Raw genomic sequence first — 19,135 nt, forward strand, 5'->3', positions numbered from 1 at the left:
TAGTCCCGCTGCTTTGTTTGTGTTGGGGTAAGGCTAAGCCTTAGCCTTCGTCCTCAATCAGCTGGTTAGCTGCTGCTGCAGCGTCATCCAACGCTTGCTGGGCGGTCTTTTCGCCAACAATGGCAGCTTGCAGTTCAGGGAACAGCTCATTGGAGATAGGAATCCAGAGATGTGTTGATGGCACAGCAAATGCATCCTCTGCCATAGAGGCACCGAATGTTTCAAAAACATGTACCAGCCAATCATCACCGGCTTGCTTGGACTCTTCAATGATAGCTTCGATGGCATCGGGGCGTGTGGGCAATAGGCCTGTACGCGCTTCTATCATCTGGCTGTCAAAGTTGGTCAAGAATGACACAAACGAAGCGGCAGCCTGCTTGTTGTCACACGCTTCCGTGATCGAGAAGGAGTGAGAACCTGACCAACCAGTGCGTTTGCCGCTAGAGCCTTTTGGCGCCCTGATTAGACCAACATCACCCTGGATTTTGCTGTCATCGCTGTTGAAATAGCTTGCCCAGCCGCCCCAATCGAGGTTGAGGGCCACGTTACCAGACGCAAAGCCAAGGCCCGTATCGTCCCAAAGATAGTTGGGCACACCGGCAGGCACCGCTTTTGCTTCGTAAAGATCAACAAACCATTGCAGCGCGCGCACGCCTTCTGGTGAGTTGAAGGCCGCTTTGCCATCTGCGTCAAAGAATGTGCCACCTTCAGCGATCAGCATTTCATAGAACCGACCTGAAATGCCTTCGTCCTTACCCACATATTGGGTGCCATAAAAGTTTGGCGGATCCGCGAAGAAAATGGCCTGATCCTTGACCTGAGCCCATGTTTCGGGCGGCATCAGATCATAGCCATATTCAGCCTTAAAGTCGGCCTTATTCTTCTCATCCTCGTACAAAGACTTGATGTAATAAAGGTTGGACACGTCTGAGTGGCGGGCCAGTTGCACCAACCGACCATCAACAGTGCTTGCATTAATCACATTTTCCGAGATGGCGTTGATCGCTTCATCATCCATAATGACATTCAAGTCGACATAGAGGCTGCCATATTGAGGCGCGAAGCTGGTGTGGTTTGACCCCACACACCAATTGATTGAGCCCGACGCAATGTCTTGTTTAATCTCACGATCCAGCTCAAAATGGTTTTTACGGGACAGGATTTCGACCTTAGCTCCGGTCATTTCCTCCCATTCGGGGATGCGGGTATAAAGTGGCTCATATTGAGCCCCCCCGATCAGTTTGACGCGCAGCGTATAGCCATCAAACTCACCGGCATGGGCCATGCCCCCTGCCATGGACAGTGCAGTTGCACCTGCCATAAGCGTTGTTGATATTTTTCCTAACAGTTTCATCAATTCCTCCCTTGCGTGAAAAGCTGTTTAAGCCGTTAAAGAGAACTCCTGCTCGATTTGAGCATTTTGTTCTCCAATGGTCGGTGCGGGTTTGGTGCTTTTGAGCACCTCGCCGTCAACACGAATGGGCGAACGCATCGCTTTGATCGTTTTGCCTTCGCCAAGATCCAAAGTCTGGATCAAATCTAATTCTTGAAAGCTGCTTGATTGGAACATTTCTGGCCAATTCAACACCTCGGATGCCCAGATATCCGCATCCACGAATAACTTCATCCAATGTGCCGTATCTCTGGTTTTGAGGTGGTCAGCTAGAAGTTGCTTAATCTCGTCTCGCTGCTCAAACCATTTGTCCTTGTCGTGCATCGCGGCAAGATCAGGCGCCCCGATCAGTGCGCCAAGTTGGTCGACGGGGGTCATAGCAATAGCCACATAGCTATCCTGGGTGGCATAAACCCCATAGGGTGCCGCGAGATAAGCATGGGCGTTGTTCACTGCGCTGCGTTTAGGCAGACTTTTGTCAGCATCATTCAGATGAGTGGTGAGCACTTCAAACTGGAAATCAATTAGCGCTTCGAGCAAGCTGGTTTGAATATGGGCACCACGGCCCGATAATCCGCGCCGGACAAGTGCCGCCAAGATGCCTTGCACGGCCATATTGCCGGCCAGTTGATCAGCCACAGCCAAGCCCATGGCCGTGGGAGCCTGATCGGCATCGCCAGATAGCCACATTAATCCGGATTTGGCCTGAGCCAACAAATCCTGGCCGGGCAAATCCTTCCAGTCTCCTGTTTCACCATAGCCGGAAATAGAAGCGTATACGAGCCCGGGATTGATAGCCTTGAGGCTTTCATAATCCAGACCGAGCTTTTTCATCACATGGGGGCGGAAATTCTGGATCACCACATCCGCCTTGGCACAAAGCTGCTTAACCTTGTTCAAATCTGCGGAATCTTTCAAATTCGCAGCGTAGCTTTCCTTGTTGCGGTTAATGGCGTGAAACAGTGTATTGGTGCCCGCAACGTCAATTTCAGATAGATAGAGATAGCGGCAAAGATCCCCCACTTCGGGGCGCTCAATCTTTATGACGCGCGCGCCAAAATCAGCCAATTTCAAGCCCGCCAACGGCCCGGCCAGAAACTGGGAAAAATCCACCACCAAGAGGCCTTCCAGCATATCTGAATTTATGTGTGCCACGCCGTTCATTGAGGCAAGCTCCGCTTATAGTGTTCATTGATTTGCCGAATGGCTTCGCCAACGCTGATTTCTTCCATCAGCGCATTGCGCACAAACTCGCCTGCGCGGTCCTGAAACCACATATACCCCTTGTGGCGCGGTCGTAGATATGACCGCTCCAGCGTTTCCAGCGTGTTGTTAAAAAAGTCTGCCGATTGGCTGTTGCACCGGGCGTCAGTCCACGCAACCCGGTTACCAGGCTGTCCACCTGCATCAAAAAACAAACCTTTTTGGCAGTCTGCCGATGCAATCCAAAATGCATATTCGAGTGCAATTTGTTGGTGTCGTGAACGGGAGGAGACCGCAATGCCTGTTCCGCCAATCGGCGACCCTTTCGGGCCATTTGAACCAAAGGCCGGAATATTTGCGGCCGTAACCAGATGCGGTCGAAATCCTGCGCGGGCATAATTCGTATAGCCATAGAGATATGGGCAATAGCTTTGCGCCGAACGGCAAGACAGCCATTCATAGGCGGCGATCGGATCCAGATCAAAGCTTTCACGCGGCAAATGCCGCGCGACGCGCATCATTTGCCCAATGGCCCATTCGCCCACATCAACATCCATGCCCTGTTCGCCCTGACCAAAATCTTCATCAATATTGGCCAACACATTGAATAGGCTCATCAAAGCGTTGATGGGAATCAGTGGCCAGATCACTTTGCCGGCCTCTGCAAGTTCAACCACCTCATCCCAATGCTCCGGCACTATTGGCAGGAGGTCGGGTCGCACAGCCGAAACAGGCGTGGCTGCATCAATTGCTAGTGCCCATTGATGGCCATTAAATGCATAGGAGGGATGTGAGAGCCCGGCGGACTGCGTTTCGAGCGTGGTCAACTCGGGATCAAAACCCTGCCCGTCAAAATGGGTCAAAATCCCGGTGTCAGCGATATCGCCCACATGCGGGTGATCGATCACCATCAGATCATATTCCGCCATTTCCTCAATGGGTCGATCAGCGAAAGCTTGCAGTGATCGCTTTTCCCAAACAATGCGGACGTTTCGGTCGTGACGGTCACAAAACACTTCCGAGGTCACCACCATCGGGTCGAAACCGCGTATATGGTCCCAAGTCATGCCGCGCAGGGTGATCAATTCACTCACTATCACCCTCCCCAGCCTTGCGACCCACCTGACTTTGCTCAGCGCTTGCCTGCTGATACTTGACGGTCATCAAATGCTCACAATAGAGCACCTGCTCACCCTCACCCTTGAAAACGGAGTAGCTCACCCGCACAAGGCCCATATCGTCATATTTGGGTTCTTTGGAAAGATTTTCGCGGATTGTGTAAATCGTATCGCCAATGAATACGGGCTTGATAAAGCGCAGTCGGTCATATCCATAGGAAAAGGAATTGAGGCAATTGGTGGCCGCTAGTCCAAGACCATAAGCAAAGACTTGGGCGCCCGCCACAAGACGTCGGCCGAAAACCCCTTCTTTCTCAGCAAAGTGCGCGTCAGCCACATAGGGGTGCAAATCCATCACCATTGTGTTGAATTGCATCGCCTCCCCTTCTGAAATGGTACGGCGCAGGCTGCGTAAGCGATCTCCAATTTCAAAATCTTCGTAATACCAATTTTCGGCATTCCAGACCGGCACCTCGCCATGCGCTGCAGGCATATCTTTTGGCGGTCGCACATGAGTGCCAATTTGAATCGTCATCGAACCCTCTCCTCCAACTTGAAAGCACTTTAATCTTGATTTTTTCATATGTCAAATATAGTTTTATATACAAAACATGGAGAAAAGATATGAACCAAGAGCCTAGATTCTTTGAAGAATTCAGCCTGGGGGAGAGAAGAACCACTTTGGCGCGCACGATCACTGAAACAGATTTTGTTGTGCATGCAGGGCATAGCGGGGATTATTTTCCCCACCACATGGATGAAGAATTTTGCAAAACCCAACCGTTCAAACAGCGGATTGCCCACGGGACCATGACTTTTACAATCGGGATTGGTTTAACAGCAACCACCATCAATCCCCACGCAATGACATACGGCTATGAACGCTTGCGTTTCCCCAAGCCTGTCTTTATCGGCGACACCATTCATACGGAGATTGAAATCAGCAAAGCTATTGACGACCCGAAACGAGCGGCGTTTGGTCAGATCACGGAAGCCTGCTCCGTGCTCAATCAACGCGGCGAAACGGTGCTGTTTTGCGAGCATATTCTTCTGGTCAAGAAGCGAGATGCGTAGGCAATGCCGGCCAAATTGCGCTTGTAGACTTCACTGAGCAACTGCAACAGTTCCGCCGAAGCTGGGACTTATGCAGCATCAAACTTCCACGCTCTTAGTCCGCTTTTGGCATTTCGACAAACACTTGACGAGCTATGACCCAAAGGGAAGTGTGACGCCTAAGTACTACTTGCAGTCACACCTCCCAATGGCCGACATCAAGTACCCGTCATTGTCCCTGATGCCCTCGGCCCGAAGTCGGCAGTCGAGCCTGGACGCGAAGGTGGACCAAACATATTGTCTGCGAGTTATGGCGATTTCGCCGAGTGGAGCCTTATTCAGTCAATTGTGGGGAATGGGACGCAGCCAGGCAAACCTGATTGCGACCATTTTCCTTTGCCTGATAAAGCGCAGCATCGGCTCGACTTAATAATTTATCGATGGTCTTGTCAGTTTTCTGATACCCAGCCACCCCAAAACTTGCCGTTATGCTGACCAAATGACCATCATCATTTGGAATGCGCAGTCGCATGAGTGATCGCCTGAATTCATCAGCAACCGCCACTCCCTCGCTGGCTTGAGGGCCGGGCAATAAAAACAAAAACTCCTCACCACCGATACGCGCAAACATCGCTGATTTGCAGTTTTTGATCGTCGGCACAAACTCATGCGCCATCCGGGTGATTTCCTGAAGCACTTTGTCGCCAAGCGCGTGCCCATATGTATCATTGACCGACTTAAAATGATCAACATCCAGCATGGCGATAGTAATTGGTGGCACTACATCCTGCTGCAGATAGCTTTCTGCTTCATAAAAAACATGACGGCGATTGTAGGCACCTGTGAGTTCATCCGTAATGGAGAGCTTGCGCAAGGATTGCTCAGCCCGCTTTTGTGCGGTGATGTCTTGAAACAAAATCTGGATCACAGGCGTCCCGTCCCAAGGCAGCCGACTGGTCGTGATTTTGATCAATCGATCGGACCGGTCTTTGCAGGAGATTACACTTTCAATTTCGACAGCTTTCTGGCCCGCTGCGAATGCACTTTGCAGCAGTTCATTGACCTCCAAAAACTCGTTTTCCCGAATGAAATCTAGAAAATGACGCCCAAACAATTCAGACTTTTTTGCATGCAGCAATTGGCAGGCTTGGTCATTCGCATAAAGAATACCCTGCTGAGTGTGAAACAGAAGCCCAATGGGCATAGCGTCAAGCATGGCGCCCAATCGCTGCTCGGTATCGAACAGCGATTCCTGCGTTTTGACGATGGTGTTAACCGCGTCAATATCATCTGCAAACAGGTCGAAATCTTCCACTTTTTTTCGCATATCTGGATGTTGAAGTAGAGTTAAGCCTAGTTGATTGAGGTTAAGAAATGTCACCTTCCCGCAGAAATATTTCGCCACCTGAAACATCCAACTCGACGGCGCAACGGATGTATCAAGATAGCTTGGGCACACAGCTTTCCCTCTTTGCAGAGGATAATTGCTCAAACTAATCGTTCTTGTTGCGAGCACATTGTGCCTTCAGCACGATTATTCAAAGACTCTGTTCGCTTCTCGGCGCCATGCCAACAGTGCCCACAAAGCATTGCTAATCGCTAGATCCTTCTTGCGGTTTTTCTAGTCCTTTCGGCAAGGAAAGAGCCCCGACACCAACTAGAATTTTGGCGACAAGGTCTGCCTGCCTATTTGTGTCGGTTTTCACGAAGAGATTGCGCATATGAAATGCGACGGTGGTGTTGGAAATGCCGAGCCGCTCCGCAATGGTTTCGCGCCGATGCCCCTGCGTCAATTCCAGTGCGATCTCCGCCTCAGTGGGCGTTAAGCTGAAGAGAGAGGCGATTAGATCACGGGACAGGTGCGGACGGTGCGCCAGATCAGATAGAAAAGCCACGGCAACCGGCACCCCTTTTCCCGCTGGTATGGCGCCGGGAAGCGAACAGATTAGCACAAGCATGTCATGCACATCGGCAACGCCACCAACAGCCACGCCTGACACGAACTCCGCGCCATTCTGGCTGGCTTCGGTCGCCTCTGCAATTGCTGAATACATCTGTTTGGCTGTAGCGCGTTCGCGCAATTGGATCTGCTGATCCACACTTAGTCCATCGGCCTCAATGGAAAAAACTTGGGCCGCTTCGTTGGCAAAAACCACCTGGCTATCGCCGTCAAGAAAAACGATCCCCAGCGCCAGAAAATTGAGCGCGTGGGCAGCCGCACTGTTCCAAACGGCATCACCGGCGGAAAGTGTTTTGAGGGCCTGCCACGTGCTGGCGACGTCCGCATCGAATTTGGATCGTATGCGTGCAACCTGCCCAAGGCGCGCGTCAATCGAGGCCAGCATCAGATCATAATCGACGGGTTTGACCAGATAGTCGTCTACACCGGCCAATTTGGCTCCAATCACATCTTCGCGCTCGCCCAATGCCGTCAAAAAGATAAACGGCACATCCGCCAAATCCGGCCGCTGAGTCCGCAAAATTTTCAAAAGCTCGCGTCCGCCAAGGCGCGGCATGGTGATGTCGCACATAATAAGATCGGGAACGAGCGTTTCCATTTCGCGCAGTGCTTCCACCCCGTTGGCCGCCAAAACCGGTAAATAGCCAGCAGCAGTGAGCTCTTCGCCAATGTCACCAAGAAGGTCTGGCTCGTCCTCTATGCACATAATAACTGGTTTTGGCCGATGCGGGATGGACGCCTACCTTTCCGATGGATGTGTTGATTCTATTTTGGACTCCATGAAATCGCCCACGGACTCTTATTTCAAGTCTTGCACATCGCTGCCCAAAGCTCACCCCGTTCGTTTGGAGGGGGGATTGTTGTGCTGTTTCGTTTATGTGAGGGTATAAATTGCCGGGGAGAAGAGCTCATGAAACGCATCGTTTTTGCTATTGCTGCGGCCACTGGCCTGTTGTTTAGCAGTCCTGCTAATGCCGTTGATGACGTTATGGTCGTGTTCGACGGGTCCAACTCGATGTGGGGCCAGATTGAAGGCGTCGCCAAAATCGAAATTGCCCGTGACGCGATGGAAAATCTGATGGGCGATTGGATCGCCGACGCCAATATCGGTCTTATGGCTTATGGTCACCGCCGGGAGGGCGATTGTTCTGATATCGAAACCCTCATCGCACCGGGGCGTGTGGATAGAACTGAATTTCTTGAGCAGGTTCGGCAAATCACACCGCGTGGCAAAACACCATTAAGCGCTGCTATCGAAAGAGCAGCTAACGAACTCGCCTTTCGCGACAATCCGGCCACTGTGGTTGTTATTTCCGACGGCATCGAGAGCTGTGAACGTGACCCTTGTGCCTTGGCAGACGATCTAAATCGGGCTGGAATTGGTTTCACGGCGCATGTGATTGGCTTTGGGCTTGGCAGCCAGGAAGAAGAAGATTCACTCGCCTGCATTGCGGAAAAAACCGGTGGCAGGTTTATTGCTGCGTCGGATGCCGGTGAGCTACAGGCGGCCCTTGGCGAGGTTAGCGCGACCGTGGCCACCCCCACCGAACCGAAACCTGAGCCAGAACCTGAATATGACGTTAGCATTACTGCACCTGAAACCGCCTTGGCGGGGTCAAGCATTGAGGTGAGCTGGCGTAACGCAGTGGATGGCCGCGATATCGTTACCATCGTGCCCGCCGGGGCGGATGAAAGCGAGATCGAAAACCACATTCGCGTCAAAGACAACAATTCTTCCGGCCTACGGGTACCCGGTGAGCCCGGCCTTTATGAAGTTCGCTATGTGCTTGATGAAGAGCGCCGCACATTGGCATCGACTCCAGTTGAGATCACGGAACCCGAGGTGACTGTTACGGCTCCGGAAACGGCCTTGGCCGGGTCAACCATCGAAGTCAGCTGGAGCAAAGCTGTGGATGGCCGCGATATCATCACCATTGTGCCCGCCGGGGCCGATGAAGACGAGATCGAAAACCACATCCGCGTCAAGGACGACAGTTCTTCGGGTTTGCGGGTACCTGGCGAGCCTGGCCTTTATGAAGTTCGCTATGTGATCGATGAGGGACGCCGCACGTTGGCATCTACCCCGGTCGAAGTTACTGAGCCAGAAATGAGCGTTACAGCGCCGGAAACCGCCCTCGCCGGGTCAACCATCGAAGTCAGTTGGAGCAAGGCAGTCGCAGGCCGCGATATCATCACCATTGTGCCCGCCGGGGCCGATGAAGACGAGATCGAAAACCACATCCGCGTCAAGGACGACAGTTCTTCGGGTTTGCGGGTACCCGGCGAGCCCGGCCTTTATGAAGTACGCTATGTGATCGATGAGGGACGCCGCCCGTTGGCATCAACCCCGGTTGAAGTTACTGAGCCAGAAATGAGCGTTACAGCGCCGGAAACCGCCCTCACCGGATCAACCATCGAGGTGAGTTGGAGCAAAGCTGTGGCTGGCCGCGATATCATCACCATTGTGCCCGCCGGAGCTGACGAAGACGAGATCGAAAATCACATCCGGGTCAAAGACGACAGTTCGTCTGGTTTGCGGGTACCCGGCGAGCCCGGCCTTTATGAAGTACGCTATGTGATCGATGAGGGACGCCGCACGTTGGCATCAACCCCGGTTGAAGTTACTGAGCCAGAAATGAGCGTTACAGCGCCGGAAACCGCCCTCGCCGGATCAACCATCGAGGTGAGTTGGAGCAAAGCTGTGGCTGGCCGCGATATCATCACCATTGTGCCCGCCGGGGCTGACGACGACGAGATCGAAAACCACATTCGCGTCAAGGACAACAGTTCCTCCGGCCTGCGGGTGCCTGGCGAGCCCGGTCTTTATGAAGTCCGCTATGTGATCGATGAAGGTCGCCGCACGTTAGCGTCTACGCCTGTTGAGGTTACTGAACCTTCGGTCCAATTGACTGCGACCGAAACAGTGCGCGCCAAGGGTGATATTGCCGTGACGTGGCAAGGCGACACCAACAGCCGGGATATCGTCACCATTGTGCCAATGGGCGCTGAGGACGACGCTGTCGAGCAACATAAGCGCGTCAGAGACGATACCGAGGCGACATTGCGGGCACCAGAGGAAACCGGAATGTATGAGGTTAGATACGTGCTCGATGAAGGACGCCGGACACTGGCACGGGCCATTGTGGAGGTGGTCGCCGAAGATGCTGCACTCGATACCGGTGGTTCGCTTGATGTGCCCGAAACGGCAGCACCCGGCGAAACGGTGCAGGTTGGTTGGACTTCTTCATCCGAGAGTGATCGTCAACGTATCTCGCTTGCCAGACGAGATCAGGCAGATTTCACCTGGATCGAGGCCAAAAAGACCGACAATGAACCGCCGCTCATGTTCACGATGCCGGATGAACCCGGCACTTATGAGTTCCGCTTGCTCGACCTTGCCGGCCCGATAGTGTTAAGTCGGGCGATCATTGAGGTGCAATGATAGAACAATCTTCTGGCGTCCCTATATGTGGACATAGGCGCTCGGATTTGTTGTTCTGTATCGAGCAGTTGAAGAGTTTCGTATTGGGGGCGTCATTGCGACCATATCAGTTTTTGAAATACGCTCTGATGGCTGCCGCTTTCTTGGCTGGCGCAACCACGCTTGCCTTTGCGCAGACAGCTGAAAGCCTGCCTATGCCGACAGGAAAAACGGTGCTGCGCATAGAAGGTGCAATTACGCGGACAAATCTGAATGGCCAAGCGGTTTTTGACCGTCAAATGCTGAACGAACTCGAGCGGCATGAATTGGAAACGCACACATCCGTGACAGATGGCCCCCAGCATTTTGAGGGTTTTTTGATGCGGGACCTTTTGGACCTGGTAGGTGCCGAAGGTGAGATGGCGACAGCGCACGCGCTCAATGATTATGTGGTCGATATTCCCATGAGCGATTTTAATGATTTCGATGTCCTCGTCGCCATGGAGATGAATGGCAAGCAATTGACCGCCCGGGATAAGGGGCCGCTATGGATCATTTATCCGCGTGACGATGTCGAAGAACTTCAGGACATCCGATATGATTATCGCTGGGTATGGCACCTCGACAGCCTAAAGATCCAATGACACCGAGCCGACGGGCAGCCATAGGCTATGTGCTCACCGGATTCGCGATCGTGAGCTTTGCCGTGTTGTTGGGATTTGCGCTGATGCGCCTATCGAGCACGGAAGCTGAAACGCGACGCAGCGTTACCGACAACATGGTATGGGTGCTCGAGCGCACACGCTCCACCACCCTGTTGCTCGATAAGGCCGTCGCGAGCGATGTGGCGAACATGCCGTATGAGGCCGACCGCCAGTTGCAATATGATCTTCTTCTCAGTCGCCTGTCTCAGTTGCTGGAGGGCCCGCAGGCACGACACTTGGAGCAGATCGGTTTTAAGCAAACCATCGCAGACCATCAAAAAGCTGTCCTAGCGATTGAACGTGACATTGCTGATCTGAAACAAGGTAACGTTGACGCGGCCATGCAGATTCATGAGGTCACGGCACCGCTTGTTACTGATCTCGGGCAAGCGGCCAATCGCTCGATGGTTGTGCATTGGGATGAGACAGGTGCCCGCAGCGACGCGATTAACGCATCGATTGCTCAGGTCATCGTCTCTGTCATTGCCCTATATGGTTTGGGTTTGTTGATTTGCGTGATCATGGTGCGCGCCCTACTCGACAAACACCTCGCGCAGCAAGCGCTGCTGCACGAACAAAAAATGCGCGAAGCCTATCGCAGCTTTATAGATTTGGTCTCGCACCAGTTCCGCACGCCACTCGCCGTCATCGATTCATCCATGCAACGCATCAGTCGGGATCGCGCGGCAATGACACGGGACGAGATTGTGCAGCGGGCCGGACGCGTTCGTCATGCGGTCGCGAACCTGACCCGGCTCATGGAAATGACACTCAAATCCATACGCCTGGAAGGTGGACAACTCGAAGTGAGCATGCAGACCTGCGACACAGCCGAACTGATCAATGGTGTGGCGGCGCGGCAGCGTGAGCTCACTCCCGAACGACGCATCGAGGTGCAGATTGCGCCGGAGACACCCCAAAACTTGGTCACCGACCCTTTGTTGGTCGAACAAATTCTGACCAACCTATTGAGCAACGCCATCAAATATTCTCCGGCGAATGAAGTGGTGAACATCGTAACCCGGGCTGAACCGGATCGCCTGGCCATCAGTGTGCATGATATGGGCATCGGGATGTCCAAAGATGAGCAATCACGTGTCTTTACGCGTTTTTTCAGAGCGAAAACCGCGCGCAACATTTCAGGAATCGGGCTTGGGCTGAATATATCTCAAAAGCTGTCCGATCTACTTGGGGGCACCCTGCGGTTTCAATCCCAACAAGGCGTCGGCTCCACCTTTACCCTCTCCCTACCCCTGACAAATTGATCGCGGCCTGTTCAAACAAACGGGGCGATTCAGCACCTGACGCGAGATAGTCGTGGGCACTGGGGTGCTGATTACACCTTACTCCCCGGTCAGATTTCAAACATAGAAGAGCAGGTTGAAAATGACAAAGTTTTGCACGCTAACGACGATGGCAACAACACTTCTGGCGATGGCCATGGGGGCACCCATTTCCTTGGCAGCGCAGGACGGTGACATTAAGCCCGGCGTCTATGCTTGGTTCAACGGGGCGAGCCCTGATAAACGGTCGCCTGCCGAAATTGCCGGACAGTGCGCACGTGCTCCCCATGTCCACTATCCAGATGGCTTTATGGCAGCCAAAAAGCTCAACACCAAAGCAGGCAATGACGGTGGCGCACCGTATGAATTCCAAGGGCACGGGCAATGCCAGTTTTCCAGCGGCCAAATGTCCTGCGATGTGGTCAGCGGTGCACCCGGCGAAGGAGGACGCAGCGGATCGCGAGAAGCGGCATACAGAATTTCAGCCAGCGACCATATCATCTTGTCCCGCCCCGGTGGCGACGACATAGGGGCATATATCCCTTGCGACATCCAAGAGCTGGACCAAACAGCCGACGATGGCCGCAATGTACTCGATCAAATTGTCGTACGCGACGATGACGGCCCACTCCCCGATCTCGACCGGACTTCAACGGTCTCCGAATAACACTCAGTGCCCGGCGCGGATCGTTCTGGGCGTGGTGGGGTCAACCCAGCCATAGGCCCGGGGCCGATCTTCGCCGCACCTGAAGCCCAAGGCAATCTTATCGGCCACACGCCGGGCCATTTTGTTGGCGTCAGGTGTGCTGCTCGCATCAATATACCCCACCATGCAGCTCTCCGCATCAGGGGCGTGCGCAACGGAATTTACAACCAAAAACTGGCGCTGCTGTTCCCCGGCGCCGACGAACCAACGATGGATCGTGGCAAACGGCACCATATCGCCATTGAGACGTTGGCCGCGCCATTCGACGGTGCGCGCCACATCATTGAAGGTTTGAAAACTCTCCCAGGGCCCGAATTGAGGGTGTTTGGCATAATCGAGGGAAATCCGGCCATCATCATCTGACAGCATCAAATGCAAGTCGCCTGGACCAGGACATAGCAATTGCGCATAGGCACCCGGGCCCTCTGGCGGGCTGGCGTCGATCACCGTGCAATCTGTCTCCCAGTTGTATTCCCAATAAGTGCTGTCCACTTCTGGCCCGTCCTGAGCCAACGCACCAATATTGCTCCCAAGGCCGCACATTGCGGCGAAAAGCAACGCAATCCAAATTCCAAAACTCTGCATCATTGACTATATCCTCCACTCGTTGCCCCAACTGGCGTGTCAAGTTGGGCCATTACTGCACTCATCGCCTCTGCTCGATCTGTGGCCGAGGTCGAAGCCGCCACGGTTTCGCGCTGTTCGCGAACAATGCCGGTTTCGATGTCGATCACCTGAGCAAAGACATATATTTCACCATCAACCTCGCGCTGCTTAAAATTCAGCCGGACGCGTGGCGGGTCAAGCAATCCAGTTTCACCAAGCGCACAGATACGTTCCAGACTGTCCTCGTGTGGTTTGACGGGCAATATCCTGCCGGTTTCGCCCAGATGCAACCAGCTGCTCTCGCGGCCACTGTCCTTAGCGCTGGTCATCACATAATCACTTAGCGTATAGCCTTGGGCCGCTGTCTTCCCTTGGTCAGCGAGTGCCATCGCCAAGCCTTGCGCCGCAGCTGATTTCGCCATATCAATGTCGCTATCGCTGAGGTTTTCGCCCTGGCACCCCTCCATGTCGGGCATGGCAAGCGAGCGCGGCTCCATCGCTGCGGGATAGTCGAAGCTGAACCCCTGCACTTCGCCAGCCATCCGCCCGATCATAGACGCATGGCCATATACACGGAACGTCAATTCAGCCTTTTGGGTGCCAATATCTTGGGCAACGTAGAGTGTTTCATCTGTAGCAGACTGCCGAAACAGCATGTTTTGGCCGTTTTGCGATAAGACGAATTGTCGGCCGCATTGACTGACTTTCACCTCATGCAGACCTTCGCTTTGCGGCTTACGGATGACCTGACCAGCGAGGCCCTCGCGATTATTAAAGGCCCGTGCGATGCGATCCGCATCGGGCAGCGTGTTGCCGGGCATCACATCGGTTGTAATTTTGCCGCTGAACAACTCATAGGTGCCATCACAAGGCGGCGCCTGAGCGAAAGCGGGGTTTGCGAAGATCGACAGGGCGAGAAACGGTGCACATTTCATGCTGGAGCCTCACTTTCAATTTCTGATTGGCATGGCGTTTAGGTCGCGACGCGAGGGCCGCTTTTATTTACGGAAAAACCCAATTTTCATGTTCGATTTGCATAATGCGCAGAGCCGGATCGGCAAGCGATCCATCAACCCGCAGATGGAAAACCACCAATTGTGGGCGCCCGAAATTCTTGAACGTCGCATGCACCGTGATCAGCCCTCGAAACATAGCCCGCTCATCTGGCGCAAAGACTTTCAAATCGCTGATCTGGGTATCCTGTGCATTAAATAGCGGATCGGCACCAACATTACCCTGCGCCAACCGCGCCACGACATCGGCGAAAAAATAGTTGCGTGCGACAGATGGGTGCAGCGGCCCAAGTGCGCTGCCACTGCTGGCATTCAGTTGCAGATCATAGACATGGCGCACCAACGCCACCGCGTCGCTAACCAGTGGATCCATTTCCGGCTGTAAACGCGAAACATCTTCACCCAAAAACTGGGCCGAAACCCAGCCTTTGGTCTTTTGGTCACGCCCTTCCACCAGGCACCATCGGGCCGGAAGGCTGGCGCGTTGGGTATCTGTGAGGGCATAATAATGCTCTTGGGTTAGAAACGGGACACAAGTGATCATTTTCAACCCTGTAGCGTCATGGGCGAATGCACCAATGACCATATATTTGGTTCCCGGTCCGGCACGCACATTCAAATTGTCGTTGGCAGCAACGCCCCTGACTTGCCAAGCGTCCGGCCCGTGCCCATCCATCTGTGCCAGACCAGAAGTTGCGGACAAAATCAGAAAGACAAGGGCCAGAAGATGCCTGATCCTCATGAGGTGCCTTCAACGCCGGAAGCCGCCCCACTCTCACCGGCCGAGCCGAGTGCACGTTCTTTTAGCTTGCGGAATTTTTTCGATAATTGCTCAAGCTTGGCTTCCCATTCAGGATCGGGACGTTGGCCCTCAATCGTTTTAAAATAGACCTGCATCATACAGGTGATGGCGAACGGCTCGAGCAGTGCCGCCTTGACGCTCCACGCGAAAAGCAGCGCAAAGATAAAGCCGCCTGCCGTCCATGCGCCAGGCATCAAATAAACGATCAGCGCCGCTGGCGCGAGCATCAGCAAAAAGACCAAAAAGCCAAGGCCATAAACGATAAATGCCAGCCACGCCGCGTTCTTCAGCATCACTTTGTAGTTCTGGCCATAAAGCACCAATGCCTCCTTGGCAGACATCCATGCATTGTCAGATTGTGTGCGGATCGCATAGGCAAGGATCACCTCATCAACGAAACCGACGGCGACGCTTAAGAACGCCTTCAGGATACCGGCGAGCTGTTGCGCTCCCGGGATCGGCAGCACGGTCAATATGCCCCGCACCAAACCAGAAATCGCTTTGACCACGCCCTTGATCAGTTGATCGATGGCGAACAACACACTCGCCTGCCCAAAACGTTGCTTCACCACTGTGGTCGCATGCGTCAGCTGGCTACGCCCTTGCGGCAGTTTTTTGCCATCCATCAATTCGATGAGCACCGCAATATGGCCCGCCTTGACGATATAAAGAATATATTCGCGCGCCCAATACATAACGGCACCAAAAATGCCGAACCCGATGATGCCACCCCAAATGGTGCTGTTGGCCTGAAAATCCGGCCCGCCGACAATGCCAACGCCATAACCGATCCCAGCTCCAGTGCCGGTGACAAGGACATAGCCAATGGCAATCCCGAAATAAACCGCCATACGCAAAATGATGAAGGGCAAGGTGCGCCCCATCATTCCAAATGCACTGCCGATGTTGAAATCCCACATTTCATATCTTCCTTGTTCAAAAATTTGAGCCCGTTGTAGGCCAAACGATGCCACACCTGTCCCCATTAGACCCCGTTTGTTTGAACGGGGGGCAACATCAATAGTTTCACAGCCAAAACAATCATCTAGGCCGTCGACATGCCGCTATCTGCCTCTCCATCCATTGTGAGATAGCTTTCCATCTCCTCGCGAATATCAGGCATCAACGCTTCAGCATGCTCGATCCGCGCATAGAAAAGTGTGAAATAGACAACCTTCACTGCCGTTACCAAGCGGGCAAGCACTGCGTTGCCCACAAAGCACAAGAATATGGCAATGAAGAACGGCATCCAACTGAAGATTGTTTCCGGGCCGAATGGTAGCCAACCGGGAATGGTGGGGAACACATCACCGATTTTGCCGCCCGAAAAACCTTCAGGCATGCTGCCGCCAAAGAACAGGCCGATCGCGATGCCAATCAAGCCACCCAGTACATAAGCAGGCCCAATAATGGCGCGCACCACGCCCCCCGCTATGTCGATGCCAAACACGCCAACCAGCGTTTCGGGCACATTGTCTTTTAACGCGGTGAGTTTTTGCGTGGCCTCGCTCGTCGACAATTTGTCTATGGCAAACACCGGCAGCAGAAAATGGTTCACCAGGTCCCATATCTCCACAAGCCCGCCCATGATGATGCGAATAAAAAAACCGCCCTTGCCGCGCTGGCTGGCAATCCAAACGCTCAACATATCCGCGAGGCTGAGCAACCACAAACGCCCACGCATCCCTTTGAGCTGTTTTTTTACGCTCTTGCCATCCGGATCATTGCCAATAGCTGTTTCATAAACCAAGCGGCTGAGCGCCAGCTCGGTCATGTTGTAGTAAAAAAACTTGAAAATGAAGGCGAAAATCCCGAATAGAATTAGCCAGGTGCCGAGACCGCCTTTGCCGAGCACAATGGCCGCAATGCCCCCAAAAAAACAGGCAGACGACCAACACGGCCATGGCACTCATCTTGAGAACAGGCACGATAATATCGTCATCTCGCGCGACAATGGTGAAAGTATGCTTGAGCAAATAGCCAAGTTGCCCAACCCGCGCGCCAATACCCGGGCGTTCAAATTTCATGGTTCATCTCCTCCTTGCGCAGTTGCAGGTCGAAACTTCAGCGGAGATGCTAGTCGCAGGACTGAGGGGTAAGCCCCGTTCGTTTGAAGGGGTCAAAGCAGGCGCCCAGCCGAGAAATAGGCCTTACCTTGCTGCGCACACAGCGCTTCTGTCGCTGTGCAACGTTTACTTCGAGCAGTGGATCGCTGCGATTCTGGCGGAAATTGGCCAGTCCATATGTTCGAATAGCGAAAGCCGGTGAAGAACTATGGGGCAATCCAGAATAGGGAATAACTGGCAGGTTAGATTGTGAGCCGAAGCAACACCGCAGGAGTTTTGCCGTGAAAATTCAAATACTAACCTGAAAGAATGGCGGAGAGGAAGTCTGTATTTTATGGTGTAAATATCAATCAAAATCGATCAAAATCCATCCGATTTATCTCTTTATATTCAATAACTTATTGATTTACTCCATCAAAATATGTCAAAATAAAAATCAGTAAATCAAACGTCTACTGGTGGGCTAGATGGTGGGCTGAAATGATATTGACAGATACCAAACTAAAGAAGATTTCACCGAAATCTAAGCCGGTCGCGGACGTTCATGTTCAGGGCTTATATTTTCATCCTTCTGCTACAAAGGTTGGCAATGGGAAATGGCTTTTTCGGTACACTTCCCCCCTCTCCCGAAAGCGACGCGAAATGGGGCTTGGGAAATTTCCTGGAAAAAGTCTCAAGGATGCCAGACGAGAAGCATTCGAACATCGCATTGCGGTGGAGGACGGATTGGACCCTTTGCGCGAAAAGGAAATAGCCGAAGCTAACGCGCGCGCTGAACACGAGATTCCAGATTTTGCTAGTGTTGCTCGTGAGGTTTATCTTGAAATTTCGCCCTCTTTTAAGAACCCCAAGCATTCTGCTCAGTGGATAAACACCATAGAAAAGTTTGTAATTCCTCAGATTGGCTCGATCAAAGTCAATGAGCTTCGTCCGGTGGATTTTGCGGATTGTTTGAGGCCCATTTGGCTGACCAAGCCAGAGACCGCCTCTCGCATTAAACAGCGTTGCGACAGGATCATGAAATGGTGTGCTGCACATGGCTATATTCTGGCCAGCCCCGTCAGCGTTGTAGATGATCTCTTGCCTCGCCAGCCCAGCAAGCGAGAACGTGTTGTCCATCATCCAGCGCTTCCTTGGCGTGAAGTGCCAAACTTCGTTGCAAAGTTTTTAACAGAAGGGCCCCTTAGCTCCACCCAGCTTTTACTAAAGTTACTGTTGTTGACCGCAACACGGTCAGGTGAAGTTCGAGGTATGAACTGGTCAGAAGTCGATCTCGAAAACGCGATTTGGATCATTCCCGCAGATCGAATGAAAGCCAGCACTGCGCATCGTATTCCGTTAGCAAAGCAAACTATCGAAATTCTTCACGAAATAAACAGTCACAGAGATCCCGATACTGACTTGGTTGTTCCTTCCTCTCGAAGCACCCCGCTTAGCGATATGGCGTTCACTAAGTTTTTGCGTGAGAAAAACATACCGAGCGACATGGTGGATCGACATGCAACCGCACATGGATTTCGCTCGTCATTTCGTGATTGGGCATCTGAAAATGGCTTCCAGCGCGATCTTGCTGAACGCGCCCTCGCACATACGATTAAAAACCATACGGAAGCCGCGTATCACCGTACTGATTTGCTAGAGCAGCGCCGGGACATGATGCAGCAATGGGCCGACTTCTGTTTAAATTCGTTTTCTCACTAAAATGATCACTCAAAGCCTGAAGCATCCGAATTTGGCGTAGCTACGCCGATTGGCCCCAAAACAGCTTCGTGCCTACATCGAAATTCTCTTCGTTTGGGCCGGTACC

Annotated in this window: 18 protein-coding genes; 6 read left to right on the plus strand and 12 right to left on the minus strand. The window is 52.9% G+C overall.

The genetic code is table 11. From position 1 onward, the window contains the following. Positions 1 to 40: 40 nt before the first annotated feature. From MXMO3_RS11780 to MXMO3_RS11795, 4 genes are read right to left on the minus strand one after another with little or no spacing between them, the layout of a single operon-like run. Complete coding sequence (locus MXMO3_RS11780) at positions 41 to 1,354, minus strand: extracellular solute-binding protein (protein ID WP_117395996.1); 1,314 nt, start codon at positions 1,352 to 1,354, stop codon at positions 41 to 43. 27 nt (positions 1,355 to 1,381) lie between these two features. Beyond that, positions 1,382 to 2,557, minus strand: a complete 1,176-nt coding sequence (locus MXMO3_RS11785; RefSeq protein WP_027833353.1) for a CaiB/BaiF CoA transferase family protein — start codon at positions 2,555 to 2,557, stop codon at positions 1,382 to 1,384. Further along, on the minus strand, positions 2,554 to 3,690 hold the full coding sequence (locus MXMO3_RS11790) for a type 2 periplasmic-binding domain-containing protein (RefSeq protein WP_117395997.1): 1,137 nt from the start codon (positions 3,688 to 3,690) through the stop codon (positions 2,554 to 2,556). Before MXMO3_RS11790 ends, MXMO3_RS11785 begins: the two co-directional genes overlap by 4 nt. Then, entirely contained in the window at positions 3,683 to 4,249 is a 567-nt protein-coding gene (locus MXMO3_RS11795) for a MaoC family dehydratase (protein ID WP_117395998.1), read from the minus strand. The genes MXMO3_RS11790 and MXMO3_RS11795 overlap by 8 nt, the downstream gene beginning before the upstream one ends. Before the next feature lie 89 nt (positions 4,250 to 4,338). On the opposite strand from MXMO3_RS11795, the gene MXMO3_RS11800 reads away from it, so the two are divergent. Further along, complete coding sequence (locus tag MXMO3_RS11800; protein WP_027833355.1) at positions 4,339 to 4,788, plus strand: MaoC family dehydratase; 450 nt, start codon at positions 4,339 to 4,341, stop codon at positions 4,786 to 4,788. A 313-nt stretch (positions 4,789 to 5,101) separates the two neighbouring features. Here MXMO3_RS11800 and MXMO3_RS11805 read toward each other — a convergent pair whose 3' ends face one another. Continuing rightward, positions 5,102 to 6,094 (minus strand): sensor domain-containing diguanylate cyclase, encoded by a 993-nt coding sequence (locus tag MXMO3_RS11805; RefSeq protein ID WP_162889239.1) that lies wholly within the window; start codon positions 6,092 to 6,094, stop codon positions 5,102 to 5,104. Between the two features lie 265 nt (positions 6,095 to 6,359). Then, the gene (locus tag MXMO3_RS11810; RefSeq protein ID WP_117396000.1) at positions 6,360 to 7,433 is read right to left on the minus strand and encodes a response regulator; all 1,074 of its coding nucleotides are present in this window, start codon (positions 7,431 to 7,433) and stop codon (positions 6,360 to 6,362) included. A 204-nt stretch (positions 7,434 to 7,637) separates the two neighbouring features. Here MXMO3_RS11810 and MXMO3_RS11815 point away from each other — a divergent pair, with 204 nt between their 5' ends. The 4 genes from MXMO3_RS11815 to MXMO3_RS11830 all read left to right on the plus strand — a co-directional run bounded on the left by MXMO3_RS11815 (position 7,638) and on the right by MXMO3_RS11830 (position 12,802). Next, a complete protein-coding gene (locus MXMO3_RS11815) occupies positions 7,638 to 10,169 on the plus strand; it encodes a vWA domain-containing protein (protein WP_117396001.1) in 2,532 nt (843 codons plus the stop codon). Between the two features lie 95 nt (positions 10,170 to 10,264). Continuing rightward, positions 10,265 to 10,792 carry a putative pterin-binding protein gene (locus MXMO3_RS11820; RefSeq protein ID WP_205468014.1) on the plus strand — a complete coding sequence of 176 codons (528 nt, stop codon included), beginning with the start codon at positions 10,265 to 10,267 and terminating at the stop codon, positions 10,790 to 10,792. Further along, positions 10,789 to 12,117, plus strand: coding sequence for a sensor histidine kinase (locus tag MXMO3_RS11825; protein ID WP_162889240.1), 1,329 nt, complete (start codon positions 10,789 to 10,791; stop codon positions 12,115 to 12,117). Before MXMO3_RS11820 ends, MXMO3_RS11825 begins: the two co-directional genes overlap by 4 nt. A 121-nt stretch (positions 12,118 to 12,238) precedes the next feature. Then, positions 12,239 to 12,802, plus strand: coding sequence for a hypothetical protein (locus MXMO3_RS11830; RefSeq protein ID WP_162889241.1), 564 nt, complete (start codon positions 12,239 to 12,241; stop codon positions 12,800 to 12,802). A gap of 3 nt (positions 12,803 to 12,805) precedes the next feature. Here MXMO3_RS11830 and MXMO3_RS11835 read toward each other — a convergent pair whose 3' ends face one another. The 6 genes from MXMO3_RS11835 to MXMO3_RS18700 all read right to left on the minus strand — a co-directional run bounded on the left by MXMO3_RS11835 (position 12,806) and on the right by MXMO3_RS18700 (position 17,289). Next, on the minus strand, positions 12,806 to 13,429 hold the full coding sequence (locus tag MXMO3_RS11835) for a hypothetical protein (RefSeq protein ID WP_117396005.1): 624 nt from the start codon (positions 13,427 to 13,429) through the stop codon (positions 12,806 to 12,808). Then, positions 13,426 to 14,382, minus strand: a complete 957-nt coding sequence (locus tag MXMO3_RS11840) for a hypothetical protein (RefSeq protein ID WP_117396006.1) — start codon at positions 14,380 to 14,382, stop codon at positions 13,426 to 13,428. Before MXMO3_RS11840 ends, MXMO3_RS11835 begins: the two co-directional genes overlap by 4 nt. A gap of 67 nt (positions 14,383 to 14,449) precedes the next feature. After that, the gene (locus MXMO3_RS11845) at positions 14,450 to 15,202 is read right to left on the minus strand and encodes an SH3 domain-containing protein (RefSeq protein ID WP_117396007.1); all 753 of its coding nucleotides are present in this window, start codon (positions 15,200 to 15,202) and stop codon (positions 14,450 to 14,452) included. Further along, on the minus strand, positions 15,199 to 16,182 hold the full coding sequence (locus MXMO3_RS11850; RefSeq protein WP_117396008.1) for a hypothetical protein: 984 nt from the start codon (positions 16,180 to 16,182) through the stop codon (positions 15,199 to 15,201). Before MXMO3_RS11850 ends, MXMO3_RS11845 begins: the two co-directional genes overlap by 4 nt. A gap of 125 nt (positions 16,183 to 16,307) precedes the next feature. After that, complete coding sequence (locus tag MXMO3_RS11855) at positions 16,308 to 17,036, minus strand: hypothetical protein (RefSeq protein WP_162889242.1); 729 nt, start codon at positions 17,034 to 17,036, stop codon at positions 16,308 to 16,310. Next, entirely contained in the window at positions 17,002 to 17,289 is a 288-nt protein-coding gene (locus MXMO3_RS18700; RefSeq protein WP_162889243.1) for a hypothetical protein, read from the minus strand. The genes MXMO3_RS11855 and MXMO3_RS18700 overlap by 35 nt, the downstream gene beginning before the upstream one ends. Before the next feature lie 519 nt (positions 17,290 to 17,808). On the opposite strand from MXMO3_RS18700, the gene MXMO3_RS11865 reads away from it, so the two are divergent. Further along, positions 17,809 to 19,029: a tyrosine-type recombinase/integrase gene (locus MXMO3_RS11865; protein ID WP_117396011.1), complete on the plus strand. Its 1,221-nt coding sequence runs from the start codon at positions 17,809 to 17,811 to the stop codon at positions 19,027 to 19,029. Positions 19,030 to 19,135: the final 106 nt, after the last annotated feature.

The sequence above is a fragment of the Maritalea myrionectae genome, from assembly GCF_003433515.1.
GTDB lineage: Bacteria > Pseudomonadota > Alphaproteobacteria > Rhizobiales > Devosiaceae > Maritalea > Maritalea myrionectae.

Coding starts and splice junctions, on each gene's coding strand:
- MXMO3_RS11850 (WP_117396008.1), bottom strand. CDS start 16,182: ATGTGGGATTTCAACATCGGCAGTGCATTTGGAATGATGGGGCGCACC.
- MXMO3_RS11840 (WP_117396006.1), bottom strand. CDS start 14,382: ATGAAATGTGCACCGTTTCTCGCCCTGTCGATCTTCGCAAACCCCGCT.
- MXMO3_RS11780 (WP_117395996.1), bottom strand. CDS start 1,354: ATGAAACTGTTAGGAAAAATATCAACAACGCTTATGGCAGGTGCAACT.
- MXMO3_RS11835 (WP_117396005.1), bottom strand. CDS start 13,429: ATGATGCAGAGTTTTGGAATTTGGATTGCGTTGCTTTTCGCCGCAATG.
- MXMO3_RS11825 (WP_162889240.1), top strand. CDS start 10,789: ATGACACCGAGCCGACGGGCAGCCATAGGCTATGTGCTCACCGGATTC.
- MXMO3_RS11795 (WP_117395998.1), bottom strand. CDS start 4,249: ATGACGATTCAAATTGGCACTCATGTGCGACCGCCAAAAGATATGCCT.
- MXMO3_RS11845 (WP_117396007.1), bottom strand. CDS start 15,202: ATGAGGATCAGGCATCTTCTGGCCCTTGTCTTTCTGATTTTGTCCGCA.
- MXMO3_RS11785 (WP_027833353.1), bottom strand. CDS start 2,557: ATGAACGGCGTGGCACACATAAATTCAGATATGCTGGAAGGCCTCTTG.
- MXMO3_RS11830 (WP_162889241.1), top strand. CDS start 12,239: ATGACAAAGTTTTGCACGCTAACGACGATGGCAACAACACTTCTGGCG.
- MXMO3_RS11810 (WP_117396000.1), bottom strand. CDS start 7,433: ATGTGCATAGAGGACGAGCCAGACCTTCTTGGTGACATTGGCGAAGAG.
- MXMO3_RS11805 (WP_162889239.1), bottom strand. CDS start 6,094: ATGCGAAAAAAAGTGGAAGATTTCGACCTGTTTGCAGATGATATTGAC.
- MXMO3_RS18700 (WP_162889243.1), bottom strand. CDS start 17,289: ATGAAATTTGAACGCCCGGGTATTGGCGCGCGGGTTGGGCAACTTGGC.
- MXMO3_RS11855 (WP_162889242.1), bottom strand. CDS start 17,036: ATGACCGAGCTGGCGCTCAGCCGCTTGGTTTATGAAACAGCTATTGGC.
- MXMO3_RS11865 (WP_117396011.1), top strand. CDS start 17,809: ATGATATTGACAGATACCAAACTAAAGAAGATTTCACCGAAATCTAAG.
- MXMO3_RS11815 (WP_117396001.1), top strand. CDS start 7,638: ATGAAACGCATCGTTTTTGCTATTGCTGCGGCCACTGGCCTGTTGTTT.
- MXMO3_RS11800 (WP_027833355.1), top strand. CDS start 4,339: ATGAACCAAGAGCCTAGATTCTTTGAAGAATTCAGCCTGGGGGAGAGA.